This is a genomic window from Mesorhizobium sp. M0276 (assembly GCF_040321755.1).
Taxonomy (GTDB): Bacteria; Pseudomonadota; Alphaproteobacteria; order Rhizobiales; family Rhizobiaceae; genus Mesorhizobium.
The window spans coordinates 115,468-137,959 of sequence record NZ_JAMYSC010000004.1 but is presented as its reverse complement, the minus strand read 5'-3'; the positions used below and the strand labels follow the sequence as shown (position 1 = coordinate 137,959).

22 protein-coding genes are annotated in these 22,492 nt (G+C 61.5%); 11 read left to right on the top strand and 11 right to left on the bottom strand.

Features of this window, described 5'->3' with window-relative positions:
- Positions 1-42: 42 nt before the first annotated feature.
- Entirely contained in the window at positions 43-324 is a 282-nt protein-coding gene (locus tag NKJ01_RS05335; RefSeq protein WP_023759466.1) for a hypothetical protein, read from the bottom strand.
- Positions 325-376: 52 nt separating this feature from the next.
- A complete protein-coding gene (locus tag NKJ01_RS05330) occupies positions 377-1,390 on the bottom strand; it encodes an alpha/beta fold hydrolase (protein ID WP_352726650.1) in 1,014 nt (337 codons plus the stop codon).
- 241 nt (positions 1,391-1,631) lie between these two features.
- Here NKJ01_RS05330 and NKJ01_RS05325 point away from each other — a divergent pair, with 241 nt between their 5' ends.
- From NKJ01_RS05325 to NKJ01_RS05295, 7 genes are all read left to right on the top strand, one after another.
- Positions 1,632-2,375, top strand: coding sequence for a competence/damage-inducible protein A (locus tag NKJ01_RS05325; protein ID WP_352726648.1), 744 nt, complete (start codon positions 1,632-1,634; stop codon positions 2,373-2,375).
- 80 nt (positions 2,376-2,455) lie between these two features.
- A complete protein-coding gene (locus NKJ01_RS05320) occupies positions 2,456-3,289 on the top strand; it encodes a universal stress protein (RefSeq protein WP_023759469.1) in 834 nt (277 codons plus the stop codon).
- Between the two features lie 234 nt (positions 3,290-3,523).
- On the top strand, positions 3,524-4,024 hold the full coding sequence (gene gpt, locus NKJ01_RS05315; RefSeq protein WP_352726646.1) for a xanthine phosphoribosyltransferase: 501 nt from the start codon (positions 3,524-3,526) through the stop codon (positions 4,022-4,024).
- A 211-nt stretch (positions 4,025-4,235) separates the two neighbouring features.
- Positions 4,236-4,724, top strand: coding sequence for an NUDIX hydrolase (locus tag NKJ01_RS05310; RefSeq protein WP_352726644.1), 489 nt, complete (start codon positions 4,236-4,238; stop codon positions 4,722-4,724).
- A gap of 93 nt (positions 4,725-4,817) precedes the next feature.
- On the top strand, positions 4,818-5,123 hold the full coding sequence (locus NKJ01_RS05305; RefSeq protein ID WP_352726643.1) for a PilZ domain-containing protein: 306 nt from the start codon (positions 4,818-4,820) through the stop codon (positions 5,121-5,123).
- A 685-nt stretch (positions 5,124-5,808) separates the two neighbouring features.
- Positions 5,809-9,585, top strand: a complete 3,777-nt coding sequence (locus tag NKJ01_RS05300; RefSeq protein WP_352726641.1) for a vitamin B12-dependent ribonucleotide reductase — start codon at positions 5,809-5,811, stop codon at positions 9,583-9,585.
- A gap of 6 nt (positions 9,586-9,591) precedes the next feature.
- Positions 9,592-10,599: a DUF4238 domain-containing protein gene (locus NKJ01_RS05295; RefSeq protein ID WP_352726640.1), complete on the top strand. Its 1,008-nt coding sequence runs from the start codon at positions 9,592-9,594 to the stop codon at positions 10,597-10,599.
- A 16-nt stretch (positions 10,600-10,615) separates the two neighbouring features.
- On the opposite strand, the gene NKJ01_RS05290 is transcribed toward NKJ01_RS05295, so the two are convergent.
- A complete protein-coding gene (locus NKJ01_RS05290) occupies positions 10,616-11,236 on the bottom strand; it encodes a hypothetical protein (protein ID WP_352726639.1) in 621 nt (206 codons plus the stop codon).
- Complete coding sequence (locus tag NKJ01_RS05285) at positions 11,229-11,750, bottom strand: hypothetical protein (RefSeq protein WP_352726638.1); 522 nt, start codon at positions 11,748-11,750, stop codon at positions 11,229-11,231. Before NKJ01_RS05285 ends, NKJ01_RS05290 begins: the two co-directional genes overlap by 8 nt.
- 175 nt (positions 11,751-11,925) lie before the next feature.
- Between NKJ01_RS05285 and NKJ01_RS05280 the strand changes: the two genes are divergently transcribed.
- Positions 11,926-12,285, top strand: coding sequence for a hypothetical protein (locus NKJ01_RS05280; RefSeq protein ID WP_352726637.1), 360 nt, complete (start codon positions 11,926-11,928; stop codon positions 12,283-12,285).
- Between the two features lie 15 nt (positions 12,286-12,300).
- Here the strand turns inward: NKJ01_RS05280 and NKJ01_RS05275 are convergent, their stop codons facing one another.
- The 7 genes from NKJ01_RS05275 to NKJ01_RS05245 form a co-directional block, all read right to left on the bottom strand.
- Positions 12,301-13,266, bottom strand: coding sequence for a DUF3592 domain-containing protein (locus NKJ01_RS05275; RefSeq protein ID WP_352726635.1), 966 nt, complete (start codon positions 13,264-13,266; stop codon positions 12,301-12,303).
- Between the two features lie 506 nt (positions 13,267-13,772).
- Complete coding sequence (locus tag NKJ01_RS05270; protein ID WP_352726634.1) at positions 13,773-14,837, bottom strand: glycoside hydrolase family 25 protein; 1,065 nt, start codon at positions 14,835-14,837, stop codon at positions 13,773-13,775.
- A gap of 181 nt (positions 14,838-15,018) precedes the next feature.
- On the bottom strand, positions 15,019-15,807 hold the full coding sequence (locus NKJ01_RS05265) for a phosphodiester glycosidase family protein (RefSeq protein WP_352726632.1): 789 nt from the start codon (positions 15,805-15,807) through the stop codon (positions 15,019-15,021).
- 71 nt (positions 15,808-15,878) lie between these two features.
- The gene (gene uppP, locus NKJ01_RS05260; RefSeq protein ID WP_023759484.1) at positions 15,879-16,751 is read right to left on the bottom strand and encodes an undecaprenyl-diphosphatase UppP; all 873 of its coding nucleotides are present in this window, start codon (positions 16,749-16,751) and stop codon (positions 15,879-15,881) included.
- A gap of 182 nt (positions 16,752-16,933) precedes the next feature.
- Positions 16,934-17,131, bottom strand: coding sequence for a hypothetical protein (locus NKJ01_RS05255; protein WP_023759485.1), 198 nt, complete (start codon positions 17,129-17,131; stop codon positions 16,934-16,936).
- 145 nt (positions 17,132-17,276) lie between these two features.
- Positions 17,277-17,675, bottom strand: a complete 399-nt coding sequence (locus NKJ01_RS05250; RefSeq protein WP_352726630.1) for a GFA family protein — start codon at positions 17,673-17,675, stop codon at positions 17,277-17,279.
- A 263-nt stretch (positions 17,676-17,938) separates the two neighbouring features.
- The gene (locus NKJ01_RS05245) at positions 17,939-18,187 is read right to left on the bottom strand and encodes a ParB N-terminal domain-containing protein (RefSeq protein WP_013532091.1); all 249 of its coding nucleotides are present in this window, start codon (positions 18,185-18,187) and stop codon (positions 17,939-17,941) included.
- Between the two features lie 156 nt (positions 18,188-18,343).
- Between NKJ01_RS05245 and NKJ01_RS05240 the strand changes: the two genes are divergently transcribed.
- From NKJ01_RS05240 to kce, 3 genes are read left to right on the top strand one after another with little or no spacing between them, the layout of a single operon-like run.
- Positions 18,344-19,984 carry a N,N-dimethylformamidase beta subunit family domain-containing protein gene (locus NKJ01_RS05240; RefSeq protein ID WP_352726629.1) on the top strand — a complete coding sequence of 547 codons (1,641 nt, stop codon included), beginning with the start codon at positions 18,344-18,346 and terminating at the stop codon, positions 19,982-19,984.
- Position 19,985: 1 nt separating this feature from the next.
- Entirely contained in the window at positions 19,986-21,365 is a 1,380-nt protein-coding gene (locus NKJ01_RS05235) for an aminotransferase family protein (RefSeq protein ID WP_352726628.1), read from the top strand.
- A 10-nt stretch (positions 21,366-21,375) separates the two neighbouring features.
- Positions 21,376-22,305, top strand: coding sequence for a 3,5-dioxohexanoate:acetyl-CoA acetone transferase (kce, locus tag NKJ01_RS05230; protein WP_352726627.1), 930 nt, complete (start codon positions 21,376-21,378; stop codon positions 22,303-22,305).
- Positions 22,306-22,492 lie beyond the last annotated feature (187 nt).

Here is a 22,492-nt window from a genome sequence, read left to right as displayed (position 1 = left end):
CCGGAGAGGAAACGTCCCGCAGCCAGCAGCCGCTACGTGGCCCTATTTGCCGCAGTACTGATCGTTGACGTTCTGCCTGGAATTAGCGTCTGGACCGGGCGTGTGATCGGCACATGGGCCAATCCCGCCGGTGTTGCCCAAAGTGTTCAACCCGGACCTATCTGCATTGATGCTGCCGGTGGTGTTGGTATCGACAGCCGTCCGATCTTGATTGCCGAACAACCACCAGCGATGGTTGGAATAGTTGCTGTCCGACGACTGCGCCATCGCCGATGTGGCGAGACCGATGGTCAGGACGGATGCTGCGAGAAGTTTTGTGTACATCGCTTTTACTCCTATCTTGGTCGCCTTGGAGCGACAGGATAAAAGCCAGCAGTCAGCCGAACGGTTCCTTGAAATTGTCGTGAAGCCGGTTTGATATCGAATCGGAGAACGCACGGGTCGCAAGGCGTTTGATGAAGGCAATGACCCGGTCCGGCTCGACGAATTGAGGCATGTGGCCGACGCCGTCGATCGATTCAAAATCAAGTCTTTCGATCGTGCTCCGCAATGGCTCGCCATGGGTACGGATATCGATGACGCGGTCGGCCGTTCCGAAGAGAATGCCGGTCGGCATGACGATTTCGCCATAGCGCCGCTCGATGCGACCGAGATCTTGCTCGACCGCGACGACATCGGACGACGTGGCGTAGAAATGGGCCGGCCTCAGCCCGAGCCAACCACCTGCGTCGACCATGTAGTCAGCAGAAAAAACCTGAGGCGCGAAGATGAATTCCATTGTCGGCCGCGCATATCGGAGACTTGTCGGTATCGCCATGGTGTAAGCCATGATCCAGCGCCGCAGACGCGAGGGAATGTAGAGCAAGCCGGACTTTTCGCGCATGCCGGCCTCCAGATGGGTCAATGGCGCCAAAAGCGCGATGCCGGAAATCGCCTCGGGGTGCTCCACGGCCAAGGTCAGCGCGACGGCGCCGCCCAGAGAGTGGCCGACCACCAGCGGCCTTTCCAACCCCAGGGCTTCAATGAAGCGTCGCACGATCTCGGCCTGTTCGGGCAGCCGACCCGTGGCGCCGCTCGCGCGCCCCGAATAGCCCGACCCCGGCCGATCGAGCGCGATCAACCGGTAGCCCGGGCCGAACCGCCCGAACAGAGTGTACCGGAAATGATGGAGTTGAGCGCCAAGCCCGTGCACAAAGACGATCGGCCGCCCCTCACCCTGGTCGACATAATGGATGCGGTTGCCGTCGATCTCGATGAATTTTCCGACCGGCGGCACCAGCCTTTCGGCTTTGGCCGCGATCCACAGCGTCGCGACCACCAAACTGGCGACCCCCAGGATCGCTATCAGGAGCAGCGTGCCCAAAAGCCATGACAGAACCGGCAAGATCATCGTTCACCCGCACCTGAGCCCGCATGAGCTTACCTGCCTCCGATCCAGGTGCAACCTTCCCCTCGAACCGCGAGCGCGAAGGCCGCACACTTCGACGGTCGACTTCTGTGGCGCGGCACCCTGTCGGGCATGCAATGGATATATCTCGGTTTATGGGTGCAGATTGTTCACTGTCCGGGGCGGCATTGCGGCCGCCGCCGAGCCGCGCTATCTCAGGCTACCCGTCATGCCGGAGCCTTCCATGCCTGAAATCGTAACCGCCGCCATGCTCGTCATCGGCGATGAGATTCTGTCTGGCCGAACCAAGGACAAGAACATCGGCCATCTCGCTGATATCATGACGGCGATCGGTATCGACCTGAAGGAGGTGCGCATCGTCCCGGACGAGGAAGACGAAATCATTGCTGCGGTGAATGCCGTGCGCGCCCGTTACACTTACGTGTTCACCACCGGTGGCATCGGCCCGACGCATGACGACATCACGGCCGATTCCGTCTCCAAGGCTTTTGGCGTGCCTTGCGAATACGATGCCAAGGCCTATGCACTGCTGGCGGCAAGCTACGCCGCGCGCGGCATCGAGTACACGGAGGCCCGCAAACGCATGGCACGCATGCCACGCGGTGCCGATCTCATCGACAACCCGGTGTCCGTCGCACCCGGCTTCCGTATCGGCAACGTCCATGTCATGGCCGGTGTGCCGTCGATCTTCCAGGCCATGCTCGACAATGTCGTGCCGACGCTAAAGGCGGGTACGAAAATGCTGTCGGCAACCGTGCCCTGCCCATTCGGCGAAGGCCTCATCGGCGGGCCGCTTGGCGATATCCAGAAAGCGCATCCCGACACGATCATCGGCTCCTACCCGAAATATGGCGACGGCAAGTTCTGGACCGAACTGGTCGTGCGTGCCCGCAGCCAGGCGGCCCTGGATGCCGCGCGTGCCGATGTCGAGGCAATGGTCACCGGGTTCGCAAGCAATTCCGGTTGATCTGTCCAGACCGGAACCAAGCACGACGCTGCAACGTTTCCTCGGCACGAGTTCGGTAGCTCGCAGATTGAGGGATTATCATGCGCTTCAAAACCATCGTCGCCATACTGCAGAACGAGCAGGACGCGGAGCGCGTGCTCGACTGCGCCATTCCGCTCGCCACCCGGTTCCAGAGCCATCTGATCGGTATCCACGCCGAAACGCTTCCCGTGCCTTACACTTCGGCCACGGGCTTTCCGGACACGGAATTCCTGCAGGTTTCGGCCGACATGAACCGGGAGCGCGCTAAAAAACTGGAAGCGACTTTCCTCAAGCGTATCGAGGATTCCGGCCTGTCCTTCGAGTGGCGAAGCCTTGAGAGCTTTTCGGGCGACAGCGCGCTGACCGGCATTTCGAGCGTGCGCGCCGCCGATCTGATCATTGCGGCGCAGCGCGAAACGGGCGGTGACCCGAGCGCGGATGTCGACACGCTCGTCTATGATGCCGGCCGGCCGGTGCTGGTGGTGCCGCATGGGGGCCCGCTGATCACCACCTTCAAACACGTGCTGCTCGCCTGGAACGGCAGCAAGGAGGCGGCGCGCGCCGCCTTCGACGCGCTGCCCTTCATCATCGAAGCCGAGAAGACCGACATATTGGTCATCGACCCGCCTGAAACGCTCGACGACAGCCCGGAGGCGGCCGGCGCCGAAATCGCGTCGGCGCTGTCGCGCCACGGCGCCACCGTCAGTGTCTCGCTGCAACAGTCGGGCGGCAATTCGATCGATGACATCATTCAGACCAGGATCGCGGAGACCGGCGCCGACCTGCTGGTGCTCGGAGCCTACAGCCACTCCTGGCTGCGACAACTTCTGTTCGGCGGCGTGACCCGCAGTGTGCTGCGCACCGCGCCGGTGGCAGCCTTCCTGTCGCGTTGATTCATGTCGCGCAAAATGGTCGAGACAGCGATATGCAGACTTGAAGCGGATCGCATGAATCTGTTTTGACGCGACGCGTTTGAAGTCCACGGCGATCGCTCAGGCCTGCCCTGGCCAAGACCCCTGCTCTTGCCAAGACCGCTGCTCTTGCCAAGACGGGGGCTTTCCAGCTAATTCCGCGCGCATTCCCCTGTTTTCTTGCGCGCGATCCCCGCGTGCTGCGGAGTGCGCGACATGTCCCTTCCCGAAAAAGCCTTTCCGGTCTCCTGGGACCAGTTCCATCGTGATGCCCGCGCGCTCGCCTGGCGGCTTGCCGGCGCCAATAAGGGCCAGTGGAAAGCGATCGTCTGCATCACCCGAGGCGGGCTGGTTCCCGCTGCGATCATCTCACGCGAACTCGGCATCCGGGTCATCGAGACGGTCTGCGTCGCCTCCTACCATGACTATACCAGTCAGGGGCAGATGCAGGTCCTCAAAGAGATTACACCGACCTTGCTCACCGAAGATGGTGCCGGCGTGCTGATCATCGACGACCTGACCGACACCGGGAAGACGGCGGGCATCGTGCGCGCGATGATGCCGAAGGCGCATTTCGCCACCGTCTATGCCAAGCCGAAAGGCCGGCCGCTGGTCGACACATTCATCACCGAAGTCAGCCAGGACACCTGGATCTATTTTCCATGGGACATGGGCTTCACCTACCAGAAGCCGATCGCCGACGACCACGCCGGCTGATTCGCAACAACCTGCCTGTTACAGATCAGCAGCTTGCACCGGGCGCTATTTGCTTTCGCAAACGGGCCCGGCGGGCCAGATATTTTGTGAAATCGACATCTATCGACGGAACTCAACCGGGCGAACGAAATTTTTTACTTTTATTGCCGACAATTAGCCGTAAGATTCGTGAGACGGCAAACGATTCCGGAGGCTGGGGCTAGCTTCTTCGATGTTGACGAGGCCAACGACGCATAATCATCTGGCCGAAAGGGTCCGACGGCTCTTCGGCACGGCGCCGTGCCGGCTGCAGGTTGCCGCCCTACCCTGGCGCGATACCGGAAACGGTGTCGAGATCATGCTGATCACCAGCCGCGACACCGGCCGCTGGGTATTGCCCAAGGGTTGGCCCGAGGCCAGGGAGCCGCTCTGCGAGGCGGCTGCGCGCGAGGCCGGCGAGGAAGCCGGACTGCGCGGGACTGTCTCTCATCTCGAAGCCGGCCGCTACTTCTACGCCAAGATGCTGGCTTCCGGCGAAGAAGTGCCGTGCGAGGTCCTGGTGTTCCCGCTGCACGTCGACAAGGTCGCCGACCGCTGGAAGGAAAAAAACTCCCGCACCCGCAAATGGGTCAGTTCCAGCGAAGCGGTGCGCATGATCAACGAACCCGACCTTTGCCAGATCATCGCCTATTTCTGTGCCGACCCGCACAGCTTCCCCTGAAGGGACATTGAACGGCCACGGCGCCGCGCCTCAACGTGAATGCTTTGCTAAGGAATCGAGGCTACGATTCGGCAGCTCTGGTATTTTTCATCGATGGCGAACCCTGCAAATCCGAACCAGTCCGGCCAGCCCCGGCGCGAGCATCGTCCGCGCGTGCTCAAGGGCGGGTCGATCATTACCGGAATTTCGAATTCGGAAGTCGGTTGCACGCTGCGCAATCAGCACGAAAGCGGCGCCGAACTGAAGATACCGCTCGAAGCCCGCGTTCCCGATCGCTTCCTTCTCTATGTGCCGCTCGACGGCATTGCCTATCGATGCGAGGTTCGCTGGCGGCACAACGACCGCCTCGGAGTGCAGTTCACCGGCACCGAGCCAAAACCCCGGCTTCACTACGGCTGATCCTGCCTGGACCTGGCGTGGCAAGCTTGGGCCTCAGCCCCGAGCCGCTGGCAATCGAGCCACTGGCAATAGTGTGAGCCTTGCCGCATCCACGTTTCTCATTGGGTGGCAAATTGCGATCGCAGCGCCGGCTTTCTATCCCCGTTATCCACATGTGTGACACACAAGATGTTGGGGTCACAAAAGCAACGCAAACGAATCCTTGACGGCGCAAAACGAGTCGCCTTTTATAGGCCATGCGCTTCTGTTGAGAGTGCGACCGGAAAGTTCTGAGCCCGGTCTTTTTCCCGGATTATGTGCGTTTTTGCTCGCATTTCCGCCCGTTTACGAGGCCGGCGGAAGCGTTGGAATTGTGGGGCGGTTGGGGACAATTGGGACAATTGTCGGGCTTGAATAAATTGTCTGTTAATACTATATTTAGTGTTTGCAGGTAGGTTCGACGCTAGATAGTGTGAATTTCCCTCAAATGAGGGAATCGAAAAAAATCAGTTTTGAGGGACCCGTGGGTTCGTCGGCGCGTTGGACAGTTACTTCGCAAGGAGTTTTGACCAGCAGGCCGGCGGAGACCGCGAAATGGAGAGCCGGCCGTTTTCGAACGCCGGCAGACGGCGGACATGCGCGTCTCGCATTGGGGGCAGAAATCCCCTGACGAAAGCGCTATATATAGACAAAAGGGACCGGACCAATGCGCATCGAGCGTCGTTTCACCAAGCCAGGACAATCAGCCTATGCGGAGATCGAATTCCGCAAGGCGCTTTCGGAGATCAAGAATCCGGATGGTTCGGTGGTGTTCCGCTTGGACAACATCGATGTGCCGGCGCAATTCTCCCAGGTTGCCGCCGACATCCTGGCGCAGAAGTATTTCCGCAAGGCAGGTGTCCCCGCGCGCCTGAAGAAGGTCGAGGAGAACGACGTCCCCTCCTTCCTGTGGCGCTCCGTCGCCGACGAGGCCGAACTTGCCAAGCTGCCGGAAGCCGAGCGCTACGGCTCCGAGATCGACGCCCGCCAGGTGTTCGACCGGCTGGCCGGTACATGGACCTATTGGGGCTGGAAGGGCGGCTACTTCAAGGCGTCGGAGGAAGACGCGCGCGCCTTCCGTGACGAGCTTGCCTATATGCTGGCGACGCAGCGCGTGGCGCCGAATTCACCGCAATGGTTCAACACCGGCCTGCACTGGGCTTATGGCATCGACGGCCCGAGCCAGGGCCACTTCTATGTCGACCCGTTCACCGGCAAGCTGACCAAGTCGAAATCCTCCTACGAGCATCCGCAGCCGCACGCCTGCTTCATCCAGGGCGTGCAGGACGACCTCGTCAACGAGGGCGGCATCATGGACCTCTGGGTGCGTGAAGCGCGTCTGTTCAAATATGGCTCCGGCACCGGCTCCAACTTCTCGCTGCTGCGTGGCGAAGGCGAAAAGCTGTCGGGCGGCGGCCGCTCGTCCGGCCTGATGAGCTTCCTCAAGATCGGCGACCGCGCGGCAGGCGCCATCAAGTCGGGCGGCACGACGCGCCGCGCCGCCAAAATGGTCATCGTCGACGCCGACCACCCCGATATCGAGGAATTCATCGACTGGAAGGTCAATGAAGAGCAGAAGGTCGCCTCGCTGGTGACCGGCTCCAAGATCGTCAAGAAGCATCTCGAAGCGATCATGAAGGCCTGCGTCAACTGCGAAGGCAATGGCGACGATTGCTTCGATCCGTCGATCAACTCCGCGCTGAAGCGCGAGATCAAGGCGGCCAAGAAGTCCGCCGTGCCGGAGAACTACATCTACCGCGTCATCCAGTTCGCCAAGCAGGGCTACAAGTCGATGTCGTTCAAGACTTACGACACCGACTGGGATTCGGATGCCTACCTCACGGTTTCGGGCCAGAACTCCAACAATTCGGTGTCGCTGAAGGACAATTTCCTGCGCGCTGTCGAGGACGATGGAGACTGGCACCTGACCGCCCGCAAGGACGGCAAGGTGCTGAAGACGCTGAAGGCCAGGGATCTCTGGGAAAAGATCGGCTACGCCGCCTGGGCATCGGCCGATCCGGGCCTGCATTTCAATACGACGATGAACGACTGGCACACCTGCGCTTCCGCCGGTGCGATCCGGGCCTCCAACCCGTGCTCGGAATACATGTTCCTCGACGACACGGCCTGCAACCTGGCCTCGATCAACCTGCTCCCCTACCGCAATGCCGACGGCACGATCGACATCGCCGCTTACGAGCATACCGTACGGCTGTGGACAATCGTTCTCGAAATCTCGGTCATGATGGCGCAGTTCCCGTCGAAGGAGATTGCCAAACAGTCTTATGAATACCGCACGCTCGGCCTCGGCTATGCCAATATCGGCGGCCTGCTGATGACCTCGGGCATTCCCTACGATTCCGACGAGGGCCGCGCCATCTGCGCCGCACTCACCGCGATCATGACGGGTGTCGCCTATGCCACATCGGCCGAGATGGCTTCCGAGCTTGGCGCCTTCGCCGACTACGACCGCAACGCGCAGAACATGCTGCGCGTCATGCGCAATCATCGCCGTGCCGCCTATGGCGAGAGGCAGGGCTATGAGAAGCTCGCCGTCAATCCGGTGCCGCTGGTCGCTTCCGACCTGAAGCAGCAGGAGCTCGCCACCCACGCCAAGGCCGCCTGGGACCGCGCCATCGAGCTTGGCGAGGAGCATGGCTACCGCAATGCGCAGGCGACCGTGATCGCGCCGACCGGCACGATCGGCCTGGTCATGGATTGCGACACCACCGGCATCGAGCCCGACTTCGCCCTGGTGAAGTTCAAGAAGCTCGCCGGCGGCGGCTATTTCAAGATCATCAACCGCGCCGTGCCGGAGGCGCTGCGCACGCTCGGTTACTCCGAAGCCCAGATCGGCGAGATGGAGGCTTATGCGGTCGGCCACGGCAATCTCAACCAGGCGCCCGCCATCAACCCCGGCGCGCTCAAGGCAAAGGGTTTCACCGACGAGAAGATCGCGGCGCTCAACGCAGCCTTGAAGTCGGCCTTCGACATCAAGTTCGTCTTCAACCAGTGGACGCTCGGCGCCGACTGGGTGAAGGAGACGTTCGGCTTCACCGACGAGCAGCTCAACGACTTTTCGTTCGAGATGTTGCCGGCGCTCGGCTTCTCCAGGAAGGACATCGAGGCCGCCAACATCCATGTCTGCGGTGCGATGACGCTGGAAGGCGCGCCCTTCCTCAAGCCCGAACACCTGGCTGTGTTCGACTGCGCCAGCCCGTGCGGCAAGATCGGCAAGCGCTCGCTGTCGATCAACAGCCACATCCAGATGATGGCGGCGGCGCAGCCCTTCATCTCCGGCGCCATCTCCAAGACCATCAACATGCCCAACGATGCCACGGTGGAAGACGCCAAGGGCGCCTACATGCTGTCGTGGAAGCTGGCGCTGAAGGCCAACGCGCTCTATCGCGACGGCTCGAAGCTGTCGCAGCCGCTCAATTCCTCGCTGCTCGCCGATGTCGAGGACGACGAGGACGAAGCTCTTGAGCAGTTGATCGCCGCACCGGCGGCAGCGCGCGCGGCACAGATCACCGAGCGGATCGTCGAGCGCATCATCGAACGCGTGTCGCGCGAGCAGGAAAAGCTGCCCAGCCGCCGCAAGGGTTACACGCAGAAGGCCAAGATCGGTGGCAACACCATCTTCCTGCGCACCGGCGAATATGACGATGGCCGCCTCGGCGAAATCTTCATCGACATGAACAAGGAAGGCGCGACGCTGCGTGGCCTTCTCAACAACTTCGCCATCGCCATCTCGCTCGGCCTGCAATATGGCGTGCCGCTCGACGAATATGTGCACGCCTTCACCTTCACCAAATTCGAGCCGGCCGGCATGGTGCAAGGCAACGATGCCATCAAGAGCGCGACGTCGATCCTCGACTACGTGTTCCGCGAACTGGCGATCTCTTATCTCGGCCGCAACGACCTCGCCCATGTCGACCAGTCGGACTTTTCCAACACCGCGCTTGGCCGTGGCATCAGCGAAGGCAAGACGGATGCGGTCTCCAAGGGCCTGACCCGTGGCGCCTCGCCGGTGAAGCTGGTGTCGCGCGTCAGCGGCAACGATCCGAAAGGCTTTGCAGCCCCTTCGGGAGCCCCTGCCCGCTCGGTGCCGACAGCCTTTTCCGGCTCCAACGTGCTGGCGCTGAAACCGGCAAGCGACGAAGCGGTCGCCTACAAGCGCGACTACGAGGAGCGGGCGAAGGAACTGGCCGAGGATATCGCCTTCGAGGAGGCGGCTGCAGCCGACGCCACGGCAGGCTTGTTCACCGACGCCGCGGCCGTCGAGGCGGCCGAAGCCAAGAAACTCGCCAACGACCGCCGCGCCAAATCGCTGCTCCAGGGCTACACCGGCAATGCCTGCTCCGAATGCCAGAATTTCACCATGGTGCGCAACGGGACGTGTGAGAAATGCGATACCTGCGGCTCGACGAGCGGGTGCAGCTGAGAGCTGATGCCTCGCGAGAACCAGCATTATGTTCCACAATTCCTTCTGCGCAATTTTTGCGCAGAAGGACAGTGCCATGTCTTTGACAAATCGACCTGCAAAGAATTTCGAACTAACCCACGCAACATCATGGGTGAAGCCGACTACAATGTGGTTCAATTAAAAGATGATTCTTATCTAGATTTTGAAAGTAAATTTACATATTTGGAGAATTTGGCGAAGCCAGTTCTTGAAAGCATAATTGCCAACGAAACCGTATCTTTCTTAAGCCCTATGGATTTGGCAACGCTCTGTTGTTTTGTTGTCGTGCAACATCTCCGTTCGAAGTCCTCGCGTCAAAGCTATTCTGGCATATTCCAAGAAGCCAAGCTTCGATTCCCCGGTCTGAAAACGAATGACATTCCCGAGTATTTTTCAGACGAAGAATATGAAAAATTTTGTCTTCTCAAGATAAATCTTGGTAAAATAGACGAGATAGCGGCACACTTGATAAACAAAAAATTGATCTTGTTGAAAAAGCGCTGCGCTGGGGAATTATACATTTCGGACAATCCGCTTGTAATGCACAACTACAATGATTTTGGACCATATGGAAACATCGGACTAGGTGTACCAGGAATCGAAATTTACTTGCCGATATCTTCAGACTTAGTCCTAGGCTTTCTATGCCCTTCGATCATTGATGGTTTTCATAAAGAACGCGCCAAGGCTGAGCAAAAAATAAGCGAGATGCAGCTTAAGGTTTTCGTAGAGGGCGCCCTACCGCTTCAAAGCGGTGTATCAGTCATCTTAGATGCAAAGGAAAGACTACGGCAGGCGAAGGCCAAGATCGCTATGCTCGTCGATTCTCAATACGCACCGATATCTCAAGATATCCTTATTTTTCTGAATGGTCTTCAAATCCAATGGGCCAACAGATTTATTGCGGCAAGAAGGAAGGATTTTTCTTTTGCGCACAAGGTGATGAAAGAAAAGCCTCACTGGCGCGAGCACCCGCGATTTGAAGTAGCCTAAAGCTCGGATCCATGGCCTACCCGGCCGGCAACACCCGCAGCGTCTGCTCGTCAAACAACGGTTCGTCCTGTCCTATCCGCACGAACAGCACTTTCCGCGCCTCACCCTCATGCACATCGAAATACTGGATGCCGTCCGGCATTTCGCCCCAGTCGCCGCAGGGCGGTTCTGCAACCTCGTCGGGATCGGCAAGCGCTTTCAGCTCTTTCGCATAGTCGGCGTCGGGGCTGAATGTGTAGCGCTTGACGCCGGCGGGCACTGGGCCCTCCGTGTAGGGCGCGAGCACGCAGCGCGCGCTGACAGCCTTGTCGGTCTTTTCCAGGAACAGGCGCTGCAATGCGGCCTCGGCGGTTTCGCCTGATATGATGTCGAAGACCTCGACAAGAGGGTCGGCCGCGCCGCCATCGCTGTATTTGATTGCAAGCGCGTTGCCCGCGAATTCGAAGTGGATCTGGCGGAAGCCGAAGTCGCAGCGCTGTACCCAGGCGGCGAGTCCGACAGCCTCGTCGGCCAGTTTCTCCCAGACGCATTTGTCGATCGGTGGGCGCGATGGAGCCGGCTCATCCGCCACGGCGGGTATCGTCGCGGATGCAAGCAGGGCGTAGGTCAAGCCGATCGATCTGATGGCGCTATTCATCGGTGCATCCCGTCAAAGTGAAGGCATCCCACGCCGAGCCGTCTGGATTGGCATTGGCGAAATCGGGCCATTCGGTGAAAGCCACGCCGAAATCCGGCAAGAGCAGCCCTTTCGGCGCCGGTGTCGCTTCGCGCGAATTCAACTGCTCGGCGCCGCCGCCGGTCAAAGCGTAGACCTGCCCATCCCATATCCTGCACAGCCCGCTGCCATCCTGCAGGCCCGCTTCGCGATCGTCGTCGGTGCAGGTGTGGCGGATGGTGCCGAGCGGAAACGAATTTTTGCCGTTGGTCCAGGTGATGTCGGCCGGCAGGCTTGTGCCGGTGTTGGGCACGGTCAGCGAAAACACTTCGGCCGTCAGCGCCGCAGGTTCATTGTCGAGCGGCCGAAATTGCATGACGGCGCCCGAGCGCGGTTCCCGATAGGTGGCGTGGCTCAGCAGACAGTCCTTGGCGTTAGCCGCCTGCATCGGGCCAAGCAGGCCCAGAAAAACGAAGGCCAGTGTGCGGGTGATCATCAGATGTCCCTGGGAAAGCGTTGCCTGGGTACTGGCCCGCACAGTCGCATCATCCGGGCAAAAGCATAAGCGAAATCCGGAACAGCTGCGTTTATCCGCTCCTGGACGAAACATATACCTTGATGCTCAACAGCCTGTATGGTCGAGCGCAACGGCGATGGGGAAAAATCCGGTGATGCAGCGTTTGGTAATGATGATGGCGATATCCGCATTCGCGGGCAGCACGGCACTGGCGGCGGCGCCCTATGTCGGGACATGGTCGAGCGACAGGTTGAACTGCCACGCGGCCGCCGACGTCCAGAGCAAGACCGTCTTCACCGTGGAACAGACCGCGTTGTCGCTTCCCGAATTCGGCTGCGAGCACGCGACATTTCGCAAAAACCCGACGGGCTGGGTGGTGAAGGCAAGCCAATGCTACGGCTCTGACCCGTCGATCGAGGAGCCGTTCACGCGTATCATTCATATCGCGAGATATGGCGCCACGCTGCGGTTCACCTGGCCTGGCTTCGACAGCGGCCCCCTCGTCCGCTGCTGACGGCATCCCGGCGCCTCAGAACAGCCCGACCAGAAAGGCGGCGCCGCCGAGCAAGCCAGCAGAACACACCCACAGCATCCAGAGCCCGCGCACCCGGCATTCGAGCACCGCCGAACCGGGATTGGCGGGGTCATAGTGCACGTCGACCTTGCTGCCCTCGACATACTGCCGTGCCTGACCGCCGACAAGGCCGGGCAGCGAAGCCGTCACCGTGGCGCCAAAGGTCACGCGATCGGCGCTGTAGCGCTGACCGGAGACGCCATAGGAGTAGACGATGCAGGATTTGAAGACGGTCCGCCAGTGTCGATAGCCTTCATGGGTTCGCAGCGCCTGCAGGCCTGACGAGTCGATGCGGCCGGCGGCGACCGGCCATTTTGCCGCCTGCTCCGCAAGCGACTTCTGGGCGAAGCCCATGCGCAGGGCGAACAGGCCCATGAACAACAGCAGCGCACCGGCGCCGAGGTTCTGCGGCTTGGGTAGATGCGGGCCGATCGCCTCCAGGATGCCGCCGACGGAAAACACCAGCACCAGCGCGCCGATCACCAGCCCCGCCGAAAGCTGGACCATGAACTTGAAGGCGCCTTCGGGCATGGTGCGCTCGATCACGGCTTTGCCCGGAGCCGCCGGATCATAGAACACCGTCACCTGAGCGCCCTTGGGAAACCGCGCAAGCGTCTCCGTGACTTCGAAATTTCCAAGGTTCTCCTGAACGCTGTAGCGCGAACTTTGAAATGTCTTGCCGCCAACCTTGTACTCGAAGGTGATGGCCGGGAAATTGCGCATCTCGGTGGAATCGCTGCTATCCGAGCCGCTGCCAGAGCTGCGGACCTCGCGTGCCTCGACGCGCGAGGAGATGATCTTTCCCGGCGCCGGTAGCCAGCGGCTGAGCGCCTGCACCTCGCGCCATTTCAAGAAGGTAACGAGCGACAACATGGCGGCGACCGCGCAGGCAAAGCCGACAAGCAGAATCTTGAGCTCCAACTCGTCTCCCCCCAGGAGTGCAGGAACCTGCAAATAGACAGCAAGGCGGTGGCAATGTCTTGTCTATTCTCCAAACCTCCCCTTCGGAATTAGAAACGACTGTCTTTCCATTGATCTGGATCAACGCACATTCACCGCGTGTGCTGTCTTCTCGATATCAATCGAAGGGAGAACCAACGTGTCGACTTACGACCTCATGATCACCGCTGCTGTCTTGACCTATTTCGGATCATTCTCCGCGGTCCTGGCCTATGTCACCTTCGATGAATCGCATCGCCGGCCACGCTGATAGGATGGGCATATGCGGCGACTGCTCATCGCGGACAGACACCGGCGTTCAGCTGACGCGATAGTGGCCCCTAGCAGCGCAAACAGCACAGTCCGCGGCGCGTCACGATGGCCTCACGGCCAGGAACTTGTTCCATTCTTCGCCATCGCAGCCGGCGTAGCCCCGATCCCGGTCGCATCATCCAACATAGCGAAGGATTCCGGACCTGTGGACTGCGTCAGTTGGCGTCGGCGACGGAAACCCGCCCATCGGCCCAGGCGCGCCATTGCCGCTCGTCGCCATGGAAAACGTTGAGATCGATGCGGCCGGTGACGCCATGCGACAGGCCGGAGCCGGAGTACTGCCAGAACAGCCATTTGCGGTCTGGGTAGACCTTTGAGGGGTGGCGCGCCACCGCCCGCACCCAAAACGGATAATCGAGAAAGGCGCCGCGCAGATTGTCGCGATAGAAATCGGGCGCGGTGTAGATGATGGGCCGCTGGCCGTAATAGCGCTCCAGCCTGTCCATGAACACCTGCATCTTCTCCAGCACCTTCTCGCGCGAGGGCCGCCGCTTGCAGCTGGACTCGCCGTTCCATTCGACGTCGATCACCGGCGGCAGCGCGCCTTCGACCCTGGGCACGTTGCGGATGAACCAGTCGGCCTGCTCGCCCGCCGTGCGGCACCAGTAGAAGAAGTGATAGGCACCGCGTTTCAGGCCGGCGGCGTCGGCATTGCGCCAGTTCCTGTTGAACATCGGATCGAGATGGTCGCCGCCGTCGGTCGCCTTGATGTAGGCGAAGTTGGCGCCCTGCGCGCGTAGCTTTTCCCAGTTGACGTTGCCTTGCCAGCGCGAGACGTCGACGCCGTGCACGGCGAGGTGGCGGGGCGAAGCCTTGCCGAAATTGATCGGCTTGGCGTCGCGAAAACCATAGCGCGTGACGGGCCCGGCAAGCATCGGCGGTGCTGCGCGGCTCAGCAGCCTCGGCGGTGATACCAGGGCCGCCGGCTCGACCATCGGATCGACGCTGTCCGACGGGTCAGGTGCTGAAAGTGCCACCGTCTCTTCTTCGGCCAGGCCGAAAGGCCGGGGGCTCTCGTCTACCGGCGCCGTTTCCGCCCGTGGCGCGCGTCTGGTCGCGGACGCAGGTACTGCCGCGATGGGTGCCGGCGGCCGCACCACTGAACTGGTTGTTTCGCTCGACGGTTTCTGCAAATCCAGGGCATCGACGCCGGCCGTCGACGTGCAGCCGGCAAGGCATAGCGATGCGATCAAGAAACTGACGGCGCCCGGAATCCGCATCTGGACCTGTACTCAAAACACAACAGACCGAGGGCAAAACGACGGCCAACGGACAAACCGGACCAGTTATGAATGAGAAATTACCAATAAAGTTTGAATCAATTTTTTTCACGTAGGTCAAACAGCGAAATCTGACTCTCCGCGCAAGGGATCCGCCGGCCTTGTGGGGTCGGCAAAGCCGCTAGGGCTTCCTGAAAACGCCGATCATCGGCCCCAGATTCCAGTAGTCGTCATTGCGGCCGATGGCCGGCGCGAAGAGGCTTGATATCGTGCCGTCGAGGAACAGCGCATTGTCGCAGCCGAGCGCGTCGCGGAAAAGACGGGCGAAGGCATGGAAGGTCACCGTGCCGTTCGAAATCGCGAAGACGACGACGCCATCCCTACGCACGCCGACACCATCGCGGGTTTTTCGCGAGGTGCCGTCGGCCTGGAATTTAGGGTGCAGCTTGCCGTCGATCACCAGCATCGGCCCGGATTGCGTCGCATAGTCGACGGGCGGACGCCTTTTCACAAAATCCTTGGTGGCGCGGACCGCCGCCTTGCCGTCGCGCATGTAGAAAATGCCGTTCGGCTGCAGCGAAAAATTGCCGGTTCCCGACCCGGTCTTCACAGAAGCCATTTCCTGGCCCTGCTCGACATAAAGACCGACCGGCGCGAGGTTCGGATGATACATGCCGGCATTGATGCCAAACAGCATCGTGCGCCCGGCGGCCTGCTGCGAGGAACTGAGATTGTGCAGCGACTGAAACGGCTTGCCCGCCGGGTCCTTCCAGAACAATTCGACCTGATATCGTTTCGGATCGACCTCGCACACGAGATAGCTGGTCGCCTCGAAGGCGAAGTCCCGGCATGGCGGCAGCGAGGCAACCCACTGGCCAAACCCCATGCCGAGTGCCGCCACCGACGGCAGCGCGCTCTTGGCCAGCGCCAGCAGCGGCGGCACCGATTGCAGAAGGGTCAAAAAATCCATGCGCGTACCGGAATCCAGATTCGGGGTCCGGTACGGATATAGCCCGTTTCAAGCGAGACTGTGAAAGTGCCCTAAACGAGCCAGCCCATCGCGACGCCCAGCAGCAGGACGACGCCGAGCACGCCGCGATAGATGACGAACGGCCAGGCCGAAAAACGCTCCAGCACACGCATCAGGCCCCAAATGGCGAAGAAGGCGGAGATCGAGGCGACGACCAGCCCGACGGCAAGGACCGACCAGCCATGGGCGTCGAGATGGACCTTGTGCAGTTCCCAAAGCTCCTTGAGGCCGGCGAGCGCAATCGCGGGCAGCCCGAGCAGGAACGAGAAACGCGCCGCCTCGGCCCGCTTGAAGCCGAGCCCCAGTGCCGCGGTCAGGGTCGAACCTGAGCGAGACACGCCCGGAATCAGTGCGCCGATCTGGGCGATGCCGACAAGCAGCGCGTCAGCCAGCGAGGCTTCGTCCACAGTGCGCCGGTGGCGGGCAAGAATCTCGGCCAGCGCCAGCAGGATCGCCATGGCGATGCAGGCCCAGCCGATCACCGTCAGGCTACGCAGCGGCGAATTACAGGTATTGAGCAGGCCCGACAGCGCCACCCCGGCAATAACGATCGGGATCGTCGCCAGCACGATCCACAGCGCCAGCTTGAAATGCCGGTCAGCGAAATCGCGCCGCGCCAGGGCATCGAGCGAACCAAACAGGATGCCCCTGACGTCACCCCAGAAATAGCTGATCACCGCGGCAAGAGCCGCGAGTTGCATGGCGGCGGAGAAGGCGGAACCCGGATCCTGCCAGCCAAGCACAGCCGGCACGATGCGCATATGGGCGGTTGAGGAAATCGGCAGCAATTCGGTGATGCCTTGCACCACGCCAAGGATCGCCACCTTGGCATAGCCCAGGCCGACGAAGCCCGTGTCCAGGCCTTGAGTGCAGATGTCGACCAATGGCGAATTCCATGCATGAGAGATCGGCTGGTGCGGACCGACCGGTCGAGGTCAATCCCCGGCAAGCCTTATAGTCATGGGCCAGATAATCAATTTACGGATTTGTAAGCTGGTGCGTCGGGGTGTGAGCGATTGAAAACCGGCCCAGCTTGGGCCGGCTTTACAGGAAAATCGCAAGGCGATTACGGGCAGAGCCAGAGTTTCTGGCATGCCCTGGCGATCACGTGCGCCGGCGGAACGACGGGCTCATCGACGGCAGGCCGGCGAACCCGTTCGAGCAGCATGCGCACCTGTTCGGGGCGCACACGATCGCGCTCCATTACAAGCAGGACCATCGGATCGCTCAAAAGCTCGTCCAGGGTGCTGATGCTGTCGTTCATCCGTCGTCTCCTCGTTACCCGCACCCCGTAAATAGGAAGACAAAGATGGCCCGCCAATGACGCTTTGCCGGCTATCTCGTGTTGATTTGGATTAAATTTTGTTCAGGGGATTCTTTCCTTTCACACAAGAGGAGAAGGAAAAGCGTCAACCTGGCGGCGGGGCGCCTTCGTGCTGCGGCAGGCCGTCATCGAGCACCAGCCAGGGCTGCTTCGAGGCCGTGAAGATATGCATTTGCGGTTTGAAAACTGTGGGGTCGTCGAGTGAACCGGAGGTGATGCCGATGATGCCTGCGGAATCGCGGCGAGAGAACATCGTCGTGCCGCAACTCGGGCAGAAGCCACGCTTGAGGTCCGGCGAGGAGTTTATCGTCGCCAGCGGCCCGTCGACCGTCAAATCGTCGATGCGAAACAGCACGCGTGCGTTGAACGCGGCGCCGATCGCCTTCTGGCACACCCGGCAATGGCAGACGCGTTCGTTGATGGGAGCCGCGTCCGTGCGGTAGCGCACCGCCTTGCACAGGCATCCGCCTTCATATCTTGCCATCGCCGGGATCCGTTGCTGGGGAGAATAAGCCGCAAGGGTAGCGGCGGAGCCGATTGGGTCAATTCAAAAGCTTTGATACAACGTCATCGATTATGGTGATGTGGGTGGGACTGAAGTCATGATGGCATCTTCGGCGGAGTAATCGCGGCTCTGGCGCATGAAACCGCCGAGCGAAGCGATGGGCGCGTTTCCGCCGGTCGCCGGGGCATTCGACTTGTTAAGACAGCATATCTGATCGAGAAACCGGTGTTCTTGTCGACGTGTCAGTGGCGCTTGGCTTGCACCAGATAGGCCTCGATCTCGGTCTCGCCGAGCCACTTTGCCGCTTCCAGCCGATGCAGGCCCTCGACGAGGATATGACGCTTGCCGTCATGGCGGACCTGGATCGGTGTCTTCATGCCGTTTTCGAGAATGTCCTCGGCCAGATGGCGGACAGTCTCGGGATGCAGCGTCTTCTTGCGCGCCGTCGGCACGTAGATCTCGTCGACCTTGACCTTTTGCACTCTGAGCATGCCGACCCCCGTGGCGGAAACGCCGCCCTTTGTGGAGATAGTCTCTTTGACCACGGGGGCCAAGGGCGCGGCTAACGAATGCTGGCCCGATCGTTTCCATTTGACGCTGGACCGGCAGATCGCCGAAATGGCGGCCTTCGAACTTCTCCGGTGTTCATGACCCAACTGCCGACCGAGTTCCCCGATTTCGGACTGACGCCCGAGCAGCGCCGGCACGCGGTGCGCGGCCACTACTATGAATGGCCTGGCATGGATGGCGAGCGCGGCGAGATCTGGTGCTACAGCGACCGGTTTTCCTATCGCGCCGGCGAAACGGCAGCGCTCCATGTCAGTTCGACGGCCTCGCAGTTCAACATTGAGATCGTCCGAGACGGTGGCACCGAGACCAAGGTGTTCGAGAAGACGGGTATCGCGGCGCGCAGGCAGGACACGCCCGACCAATGTTCGGTCGAAGGCTGCGGCTGGGACGCCTCGTTCGAATTCCGCGTCGAGGCGGACTGGCCATCCGGCGCCTACCGGGTGACGCTGACCGCCGATGGCCGTGACCGCAAGCCGATCCATTGCCACCATATTTTCATCGCCGCGCCCCTGCCCGGAAAGAAGCCCGGCCGTGTGCTGCAGGTGGCGGCGACCGGGACCTGGCTCGCCTACAACACCTGGGGCGGCTCCAACCACTACCAGGGTATCACCGGGCCGGACCGCAACCAGTATTCGCCCATCGTGTCGACGCAGCGCCCCTGGTGCCGCGGCTTCGTCGTGCTGCCGAAGGATGCGCCGCGCGTGCCGCTGGAAGTCGCCGTGCCGCCGAAGACGGTGCCGCGCTATCCGCACATGGAATGGGCGCTCGCCACCGGCCATTCGAAGAAATACGCTTCGTCCGGCTGGGCCAGTTATGACAGCCACTTCTTCCGCTTCGCCGAACGGGCCGGCTATGAGGTCGATCTCGCCAGCCAGCACGATCTGCATTTTTCGCCGGAAATTCTCGACGGCTATGACTGCGTTGTCTTCGTCGGCCATGACGAATACTGGACCTGGGAGATGCGTGACGCCGTCGACACCTATGTGACCCGCGGCGGCCATGCGGCGCGTTTTGCCGGCAATTTCATGTGGCAGACGCGGCTGGAGGATGAGGGTCGCCGGCAGGTCTGCTACAAATACCGCGCGCGCGCCGAAGATCCCGTCTATCGCGGCGGTGATGTCACCCGCGCCACCAATTCCTGGGAAGCGCCGGAAATCGGCCGGCCTGGTTCGGCGACCTTCGGGCTCAATGCGACGCGCGGCGTCTATGCCGGCTGGGGCGGTTGCGCGCCGCGCGGCGTGCGCGGCTTCCCGGTCTACCGGCCGGAGCACTGGGCCTTCGCCGGCACCGGCATCTACTATGGCGACCTGCTGGGCGCCGACAGCCATGTCTATGGCTATGAGGTCGACGGGCTCGACTTCGAGATACGCGACGGCCTGCCCTACCCCACGGAAACCAGCGGCGCGCCTGATGGCCTGCAGGTTCTCGCCGTCGGCATGGCCAGTCAGGTGGAAGAAAGTGCCGATATACCAATCGAGGACCAGTTCCTCACCGATGAGGATGGTCGCTTCACCGCCGAAACGCTGTTCGGCGAGGCGAGCGATGCCAATTTGGAAAAGGTCAAACGCGGCAACGGCATGATCGTCAATTTCCCGCGCGGCAAGGGCGAGGTGTTCCACGCCGGAAGCTGCGAATGGGTCGCCGGCCTGCTAAGACAAGACCCGATGGTCGAACGCGTCACAAAAAATGTCCTCGATCGTTACCTCGGAAAGTCCTGACATGTCGAAAGCCCAGACCGCCGCTCAAGACACGGAAGCCCGGCGAGAATCGCATTTGTTCTATCTGTCGAGCCTGCGCCGGCCGCTGATCGACCGCGCCGAGGGCATCTACATGTGGACGCAGGACGGCCGCCGCTTCATCGACGGATCGAGCGGCCCGATGGTCGCCAATATCGGCCATTCCAACCGCAATGTGCTGGACGCCATGAAGCGGCAGATGGATCGCGCCACCTTCGCCTACCGGCTGCATTTCGAGAACGAGCCGGCGGAGGAGCTTGCGCGGGAGCTCGCCGGCAAGCTGCCGGAAGGCATGGACCGTATCTTCTTCGTCTCGGGCGGCTCGGAAGCGACGGAATCCTGCATCAAGCTGGCGCGGCAATGGGCCGTCGCCACAGGCCAGGCCACCCGCTGGAAGGTGATCACCCGCTTTCCCTCCTATCACGGCGGCACGCTGGGTTCGCTGTCGATCACCGGCGACGATGCGCTTGCCGAAACGTTCGAGCCGATGATGCGGGTGATGCCGTCCGTGCCGGCGCCGAACGCCTGGCGCGACCGCGACAACCTTTCTATGGAACAGCGCGGCATCCGCTATGCCGACATGCTGGAGGAGAAGATCCTTGCGGAAGGCCCAGGCAGCGTGGTCGCATTCATCATGGAGCCGATCGGTGGTGCTGCCACCTCAGCCCTGGTGGCGCCGGACAGCTATTATCCGCGCATCCGCGAGATCTGCGACCGCTACGGCATCTTGCTCATCCATGATGAAGTGATGAGCGGCGCCGGCCGCACCGGCAAATTCCTCGGCGGCGATCACTGGAACTGCAAGCCCGACATTGTCGCGCTGTCCAAGGGACTTGGCTCGGGCTATGCGCCGCTTGGCGCATTGGCCGCACCGATGCGGCTGGTGCAGCCGCTGCTTGCCTCCGGCGGCTTCCAGCACGGCCATACCTATGCCGGCAACCCGCTGGCCTGCGCCGCCGGCCTGGCTGTCCTTGGTGAAATGGACCGGCTCGACCTGATCGCCAACGCGGCTGCCATGGGCGACGTGCTGATGGATGGGCTGAAGGCGCTGGCCAAGCGGTTTCCGTTCATCGCCGACGTGCGCGGCAAGGGCCTGCTCACCGGCGCCCAGATGGTCGCCGATCCCGAGACCTTGAAACCGATCGACCAGACCAAGAAGGCCACGGAGAGGCTGCTCGACCTCGCGTATGGGCGCGGGCTGATCATCTATGGCCGCAAGGTCAAGGGCGGCGTCGACGGCGACAATTTCATGGTCGCGCCGCCGATGATCGTCACAAGGCAGCAGGTCGCAGAGATCGTCTCCATCATCGGCGACTCGTTGGACGTTCTCGCCTCCGAGCTCGACCTGCCGGTCGAAGGCTGAGGGGAACGGAATGGCCTCGCGAAAAGTCATCATCACCTGCGCCGTCACCGGCTCGGTGCACACGCCGTCGATGTCGCCCTATCTGCCGGTGACGCCGGACCAGATCGCCGCCGACGCGATCGCCGCGGCCGAGGCCGGCGCATCGATCCTGCATCTGCACGCCCGTGACCCCAGGGATGGCCGCCCGACCGCCGATCCGGACGTCTATATGCAGTTCCTGCCGCGCATCAAGCAGGCGACCGATGCGGTGATCAACATCACCACCGGCGGCTCGTCGCTGATGACCTTGGATCAGCGGCTGGCTGCCCCTTTGCGCGCCGAGCCAGAAATGTGCTCGCTCAACATGGGTTCGATGAATTTCGCGCTGTTTCCCATGCTCGACAAGCCACGGGAATGGCAGCACGAGTGGGAACCGAAGCTGCTGGAAGCGACGCGGGACACAATCTTCAAGAACACCTTCGCCGACATGGAAGGCGTGCTGGAAAGGCTGGGCAAGGGCTGCGGCACGCGCTTCGAATTCGAATGTTACGACGTCGGCCATCTCTATTCGCTGGCGCATTTCCGCGACCGCGGGCTGGTGTCGGGACCGCTGTTCATCCAGTTTGTCCTTGGCATTCTCGGCGGCATCGGCGCCGACCCGGACAATCTCGTCCATATGAAGCGGATCGCCGACAAACTGTTCGGCGACAGCTACCAGTTCTCGGTGCTGGCCGCCGGCCGCCAGCAGATGCCGCTGATCTCGATCGCCGCGGCGATGGGCGGCAATGTCCGCGTCGGGCTGGAGGACAGTCTCTATGACGGCCGTCAACTGGCGAAATCCAATGCCGATCAAGTGCGCCGCATCCGTGGCATTCTCGATGGGCTGTCGCTCGAGGTCGCCACCCCCGCCGAAGCGCGCGACATGCTGGCGCTGAAGGGCGGCGACCGGGTGGCGTTTTGAGATGTGATTGAGATGATGGCGTCCAGTCCCGCCCCCCTCTGTCCTGCCGGACATCTCCCCCTCAAGGGGGGAGATTGGCTGTCACAACGGCTTTCGCAAATCTCCAACGTCAGGGGATGGGTGGCAAGGCCAAAGCTGCGAATCTCCCTCCTTGAGGGGGAGATGTCCGGCAGGACAGAGGGGGGCG

Excerpts from the sequence above, each read along its gene's own strand:
- NKJ01_RS05285 (WP_352726638.1), bottom strand. The coding sequence starts at position 11,750 with ATGATCACCCGCACACTGGCCTTCGTTTTTCTGGGCCTGCTTGGCCCG.
- NKJ01_RS05235 (WP_352726628.1), top strand. The coding sequence starts at position 19,986 with ATGTCGAAAGCCCAGACCGCCGCTCAAGACACGGAAGCCCGGCGAGAA.
- NKJ01_RS05320 (WP_023759469.1), top strand. The coding sequence starts at position 2,456 with ATGCGCTTCAAAACCATCGTCGCCATACTGCAGAACGAGCAGGACGCG.
- NKJ01_RS05280 (WP_352726637.1), top strand. The coding sequence starts at position 11,926 with ATGCAGCGTTTGGTAATGATGATGGCGATATCCGCATTCGCGGGCAGC.
- NKJ01_RS05295 (WP_352726640.1), top strand. The coding sequence starts at position 9,592 with ATGCCTCGCGAGAACCAGCATTATGTTCCACAATTCCTTCTGCGCAAT.
- NKJ01_RS05245 (WP_013532091.1), bottom strand. The coding sequence starts at position 18,187 with ATGCTCAGAGTGCAAAAGGTCAAGGTCGACGAGATCTACGTGCCGACG.
- NKJ01_RS05305 (WP_352726643.1), top strand. The coding sequence starts at position 4,818 with ATGGCGAACCCTGCAAATCCGAACCAGTCCGGCCAGCCCCGGCGCGAG.
- NKJ01_RS05255 (WP_023759485.1), bottom strand. The coding sequence starts at position 17,131 with ATGAACGACAGCATCAGCACCCTGGACGAGCTTTTGAGCGATCCGATG.
- NKJ01_RS05330 (WP_352726650.1), bottom strand. The coding sequence starts at position 1,390 with ATGATCTTGCCGGTTCTGTCATGGCTTTTGGGCACGCTGCTCCTGATA.
- NKJ01_RS05300 (WP_352726641.1), top strand. The coding sequence starts at position 5,809 with ATGCGCATCGAGCGTCGTTTCACCAAGCCAGGACAATCAGCCTATGCG.
- kce (WP_352726627.1), top strand. The coding sequence starts at position 21,376 with ATGGCCTCGCGAAAAGTCATCATCACCTGCGCCGTCACCGGCTCGGTG.
- NKJ01_RS05250 (WP_352726630.1), bottom strand. The coding sequence starts at position 17,675 with ATGGCAAGATATGAAGGCGGATGCCTGTGCAAGGCGGTGCGCTACCGC.
- NKJ01_RS05265 (WP_352726632.1), bottom strand. The coding sequence starts at position 15,807 with ATGGATTTTTTGACCCTTCTGCAATCGGTGCCGCCGCTGCTGGCGCTG.
- NKJ01_RS05240 (WP_352726629.1), top strand. The coding sequence starts at position 18,344 with ATGACCCAACTGCCGACCGAGTTCCCCGATTTCGGACTGACGCCCGAG.
- NKJ01_RS05335 (WP_023759466.1), bottom strand. The coding sequence starts at position 324 with ATGTACACAAAACTTCTCGCAGCATCCGTCCTGACCATCGGTCTCGCC.
- NKJ01_RS05310 (WP_352726644.1), top strand. The coding sequence starts at position 4,236 with ATGTTGACGAGGCCAACGACGCATAATCATCTGGCCGAAAGGGTCCGA.
- NKJ01_RS05270 (WP_352726634.1), bottom strand. The coding sequence starts at position 14,837 with ATGCGGATTCCGGGCGCCGTCAGTTTCTTGATCGCATCGCTATGCCTT.
- NKJ01_RS05290 (WP_352726639.1), bottom strand. The coding sequence starts at position 11,236 with ATGAATAGCGCCATCAGATCGATCGGCTTGACCTACGCCCTGCTTGCA.
- NKJ01_RS05325 (WP_352726648.1), top strand. The coding sequence starts at position 1,632 with ATGCCTGAAATCGTAACCGCCGCCATGCTCGTCATCGGCGATGAGATT.
- gpt (WP_352726646.1), top strand. The coding sequence starts at position 3,524 with ATGTCCCTTCCCGAAAAAGCCTTTCCGGTCTCCTGGGACCAGTTCCAT.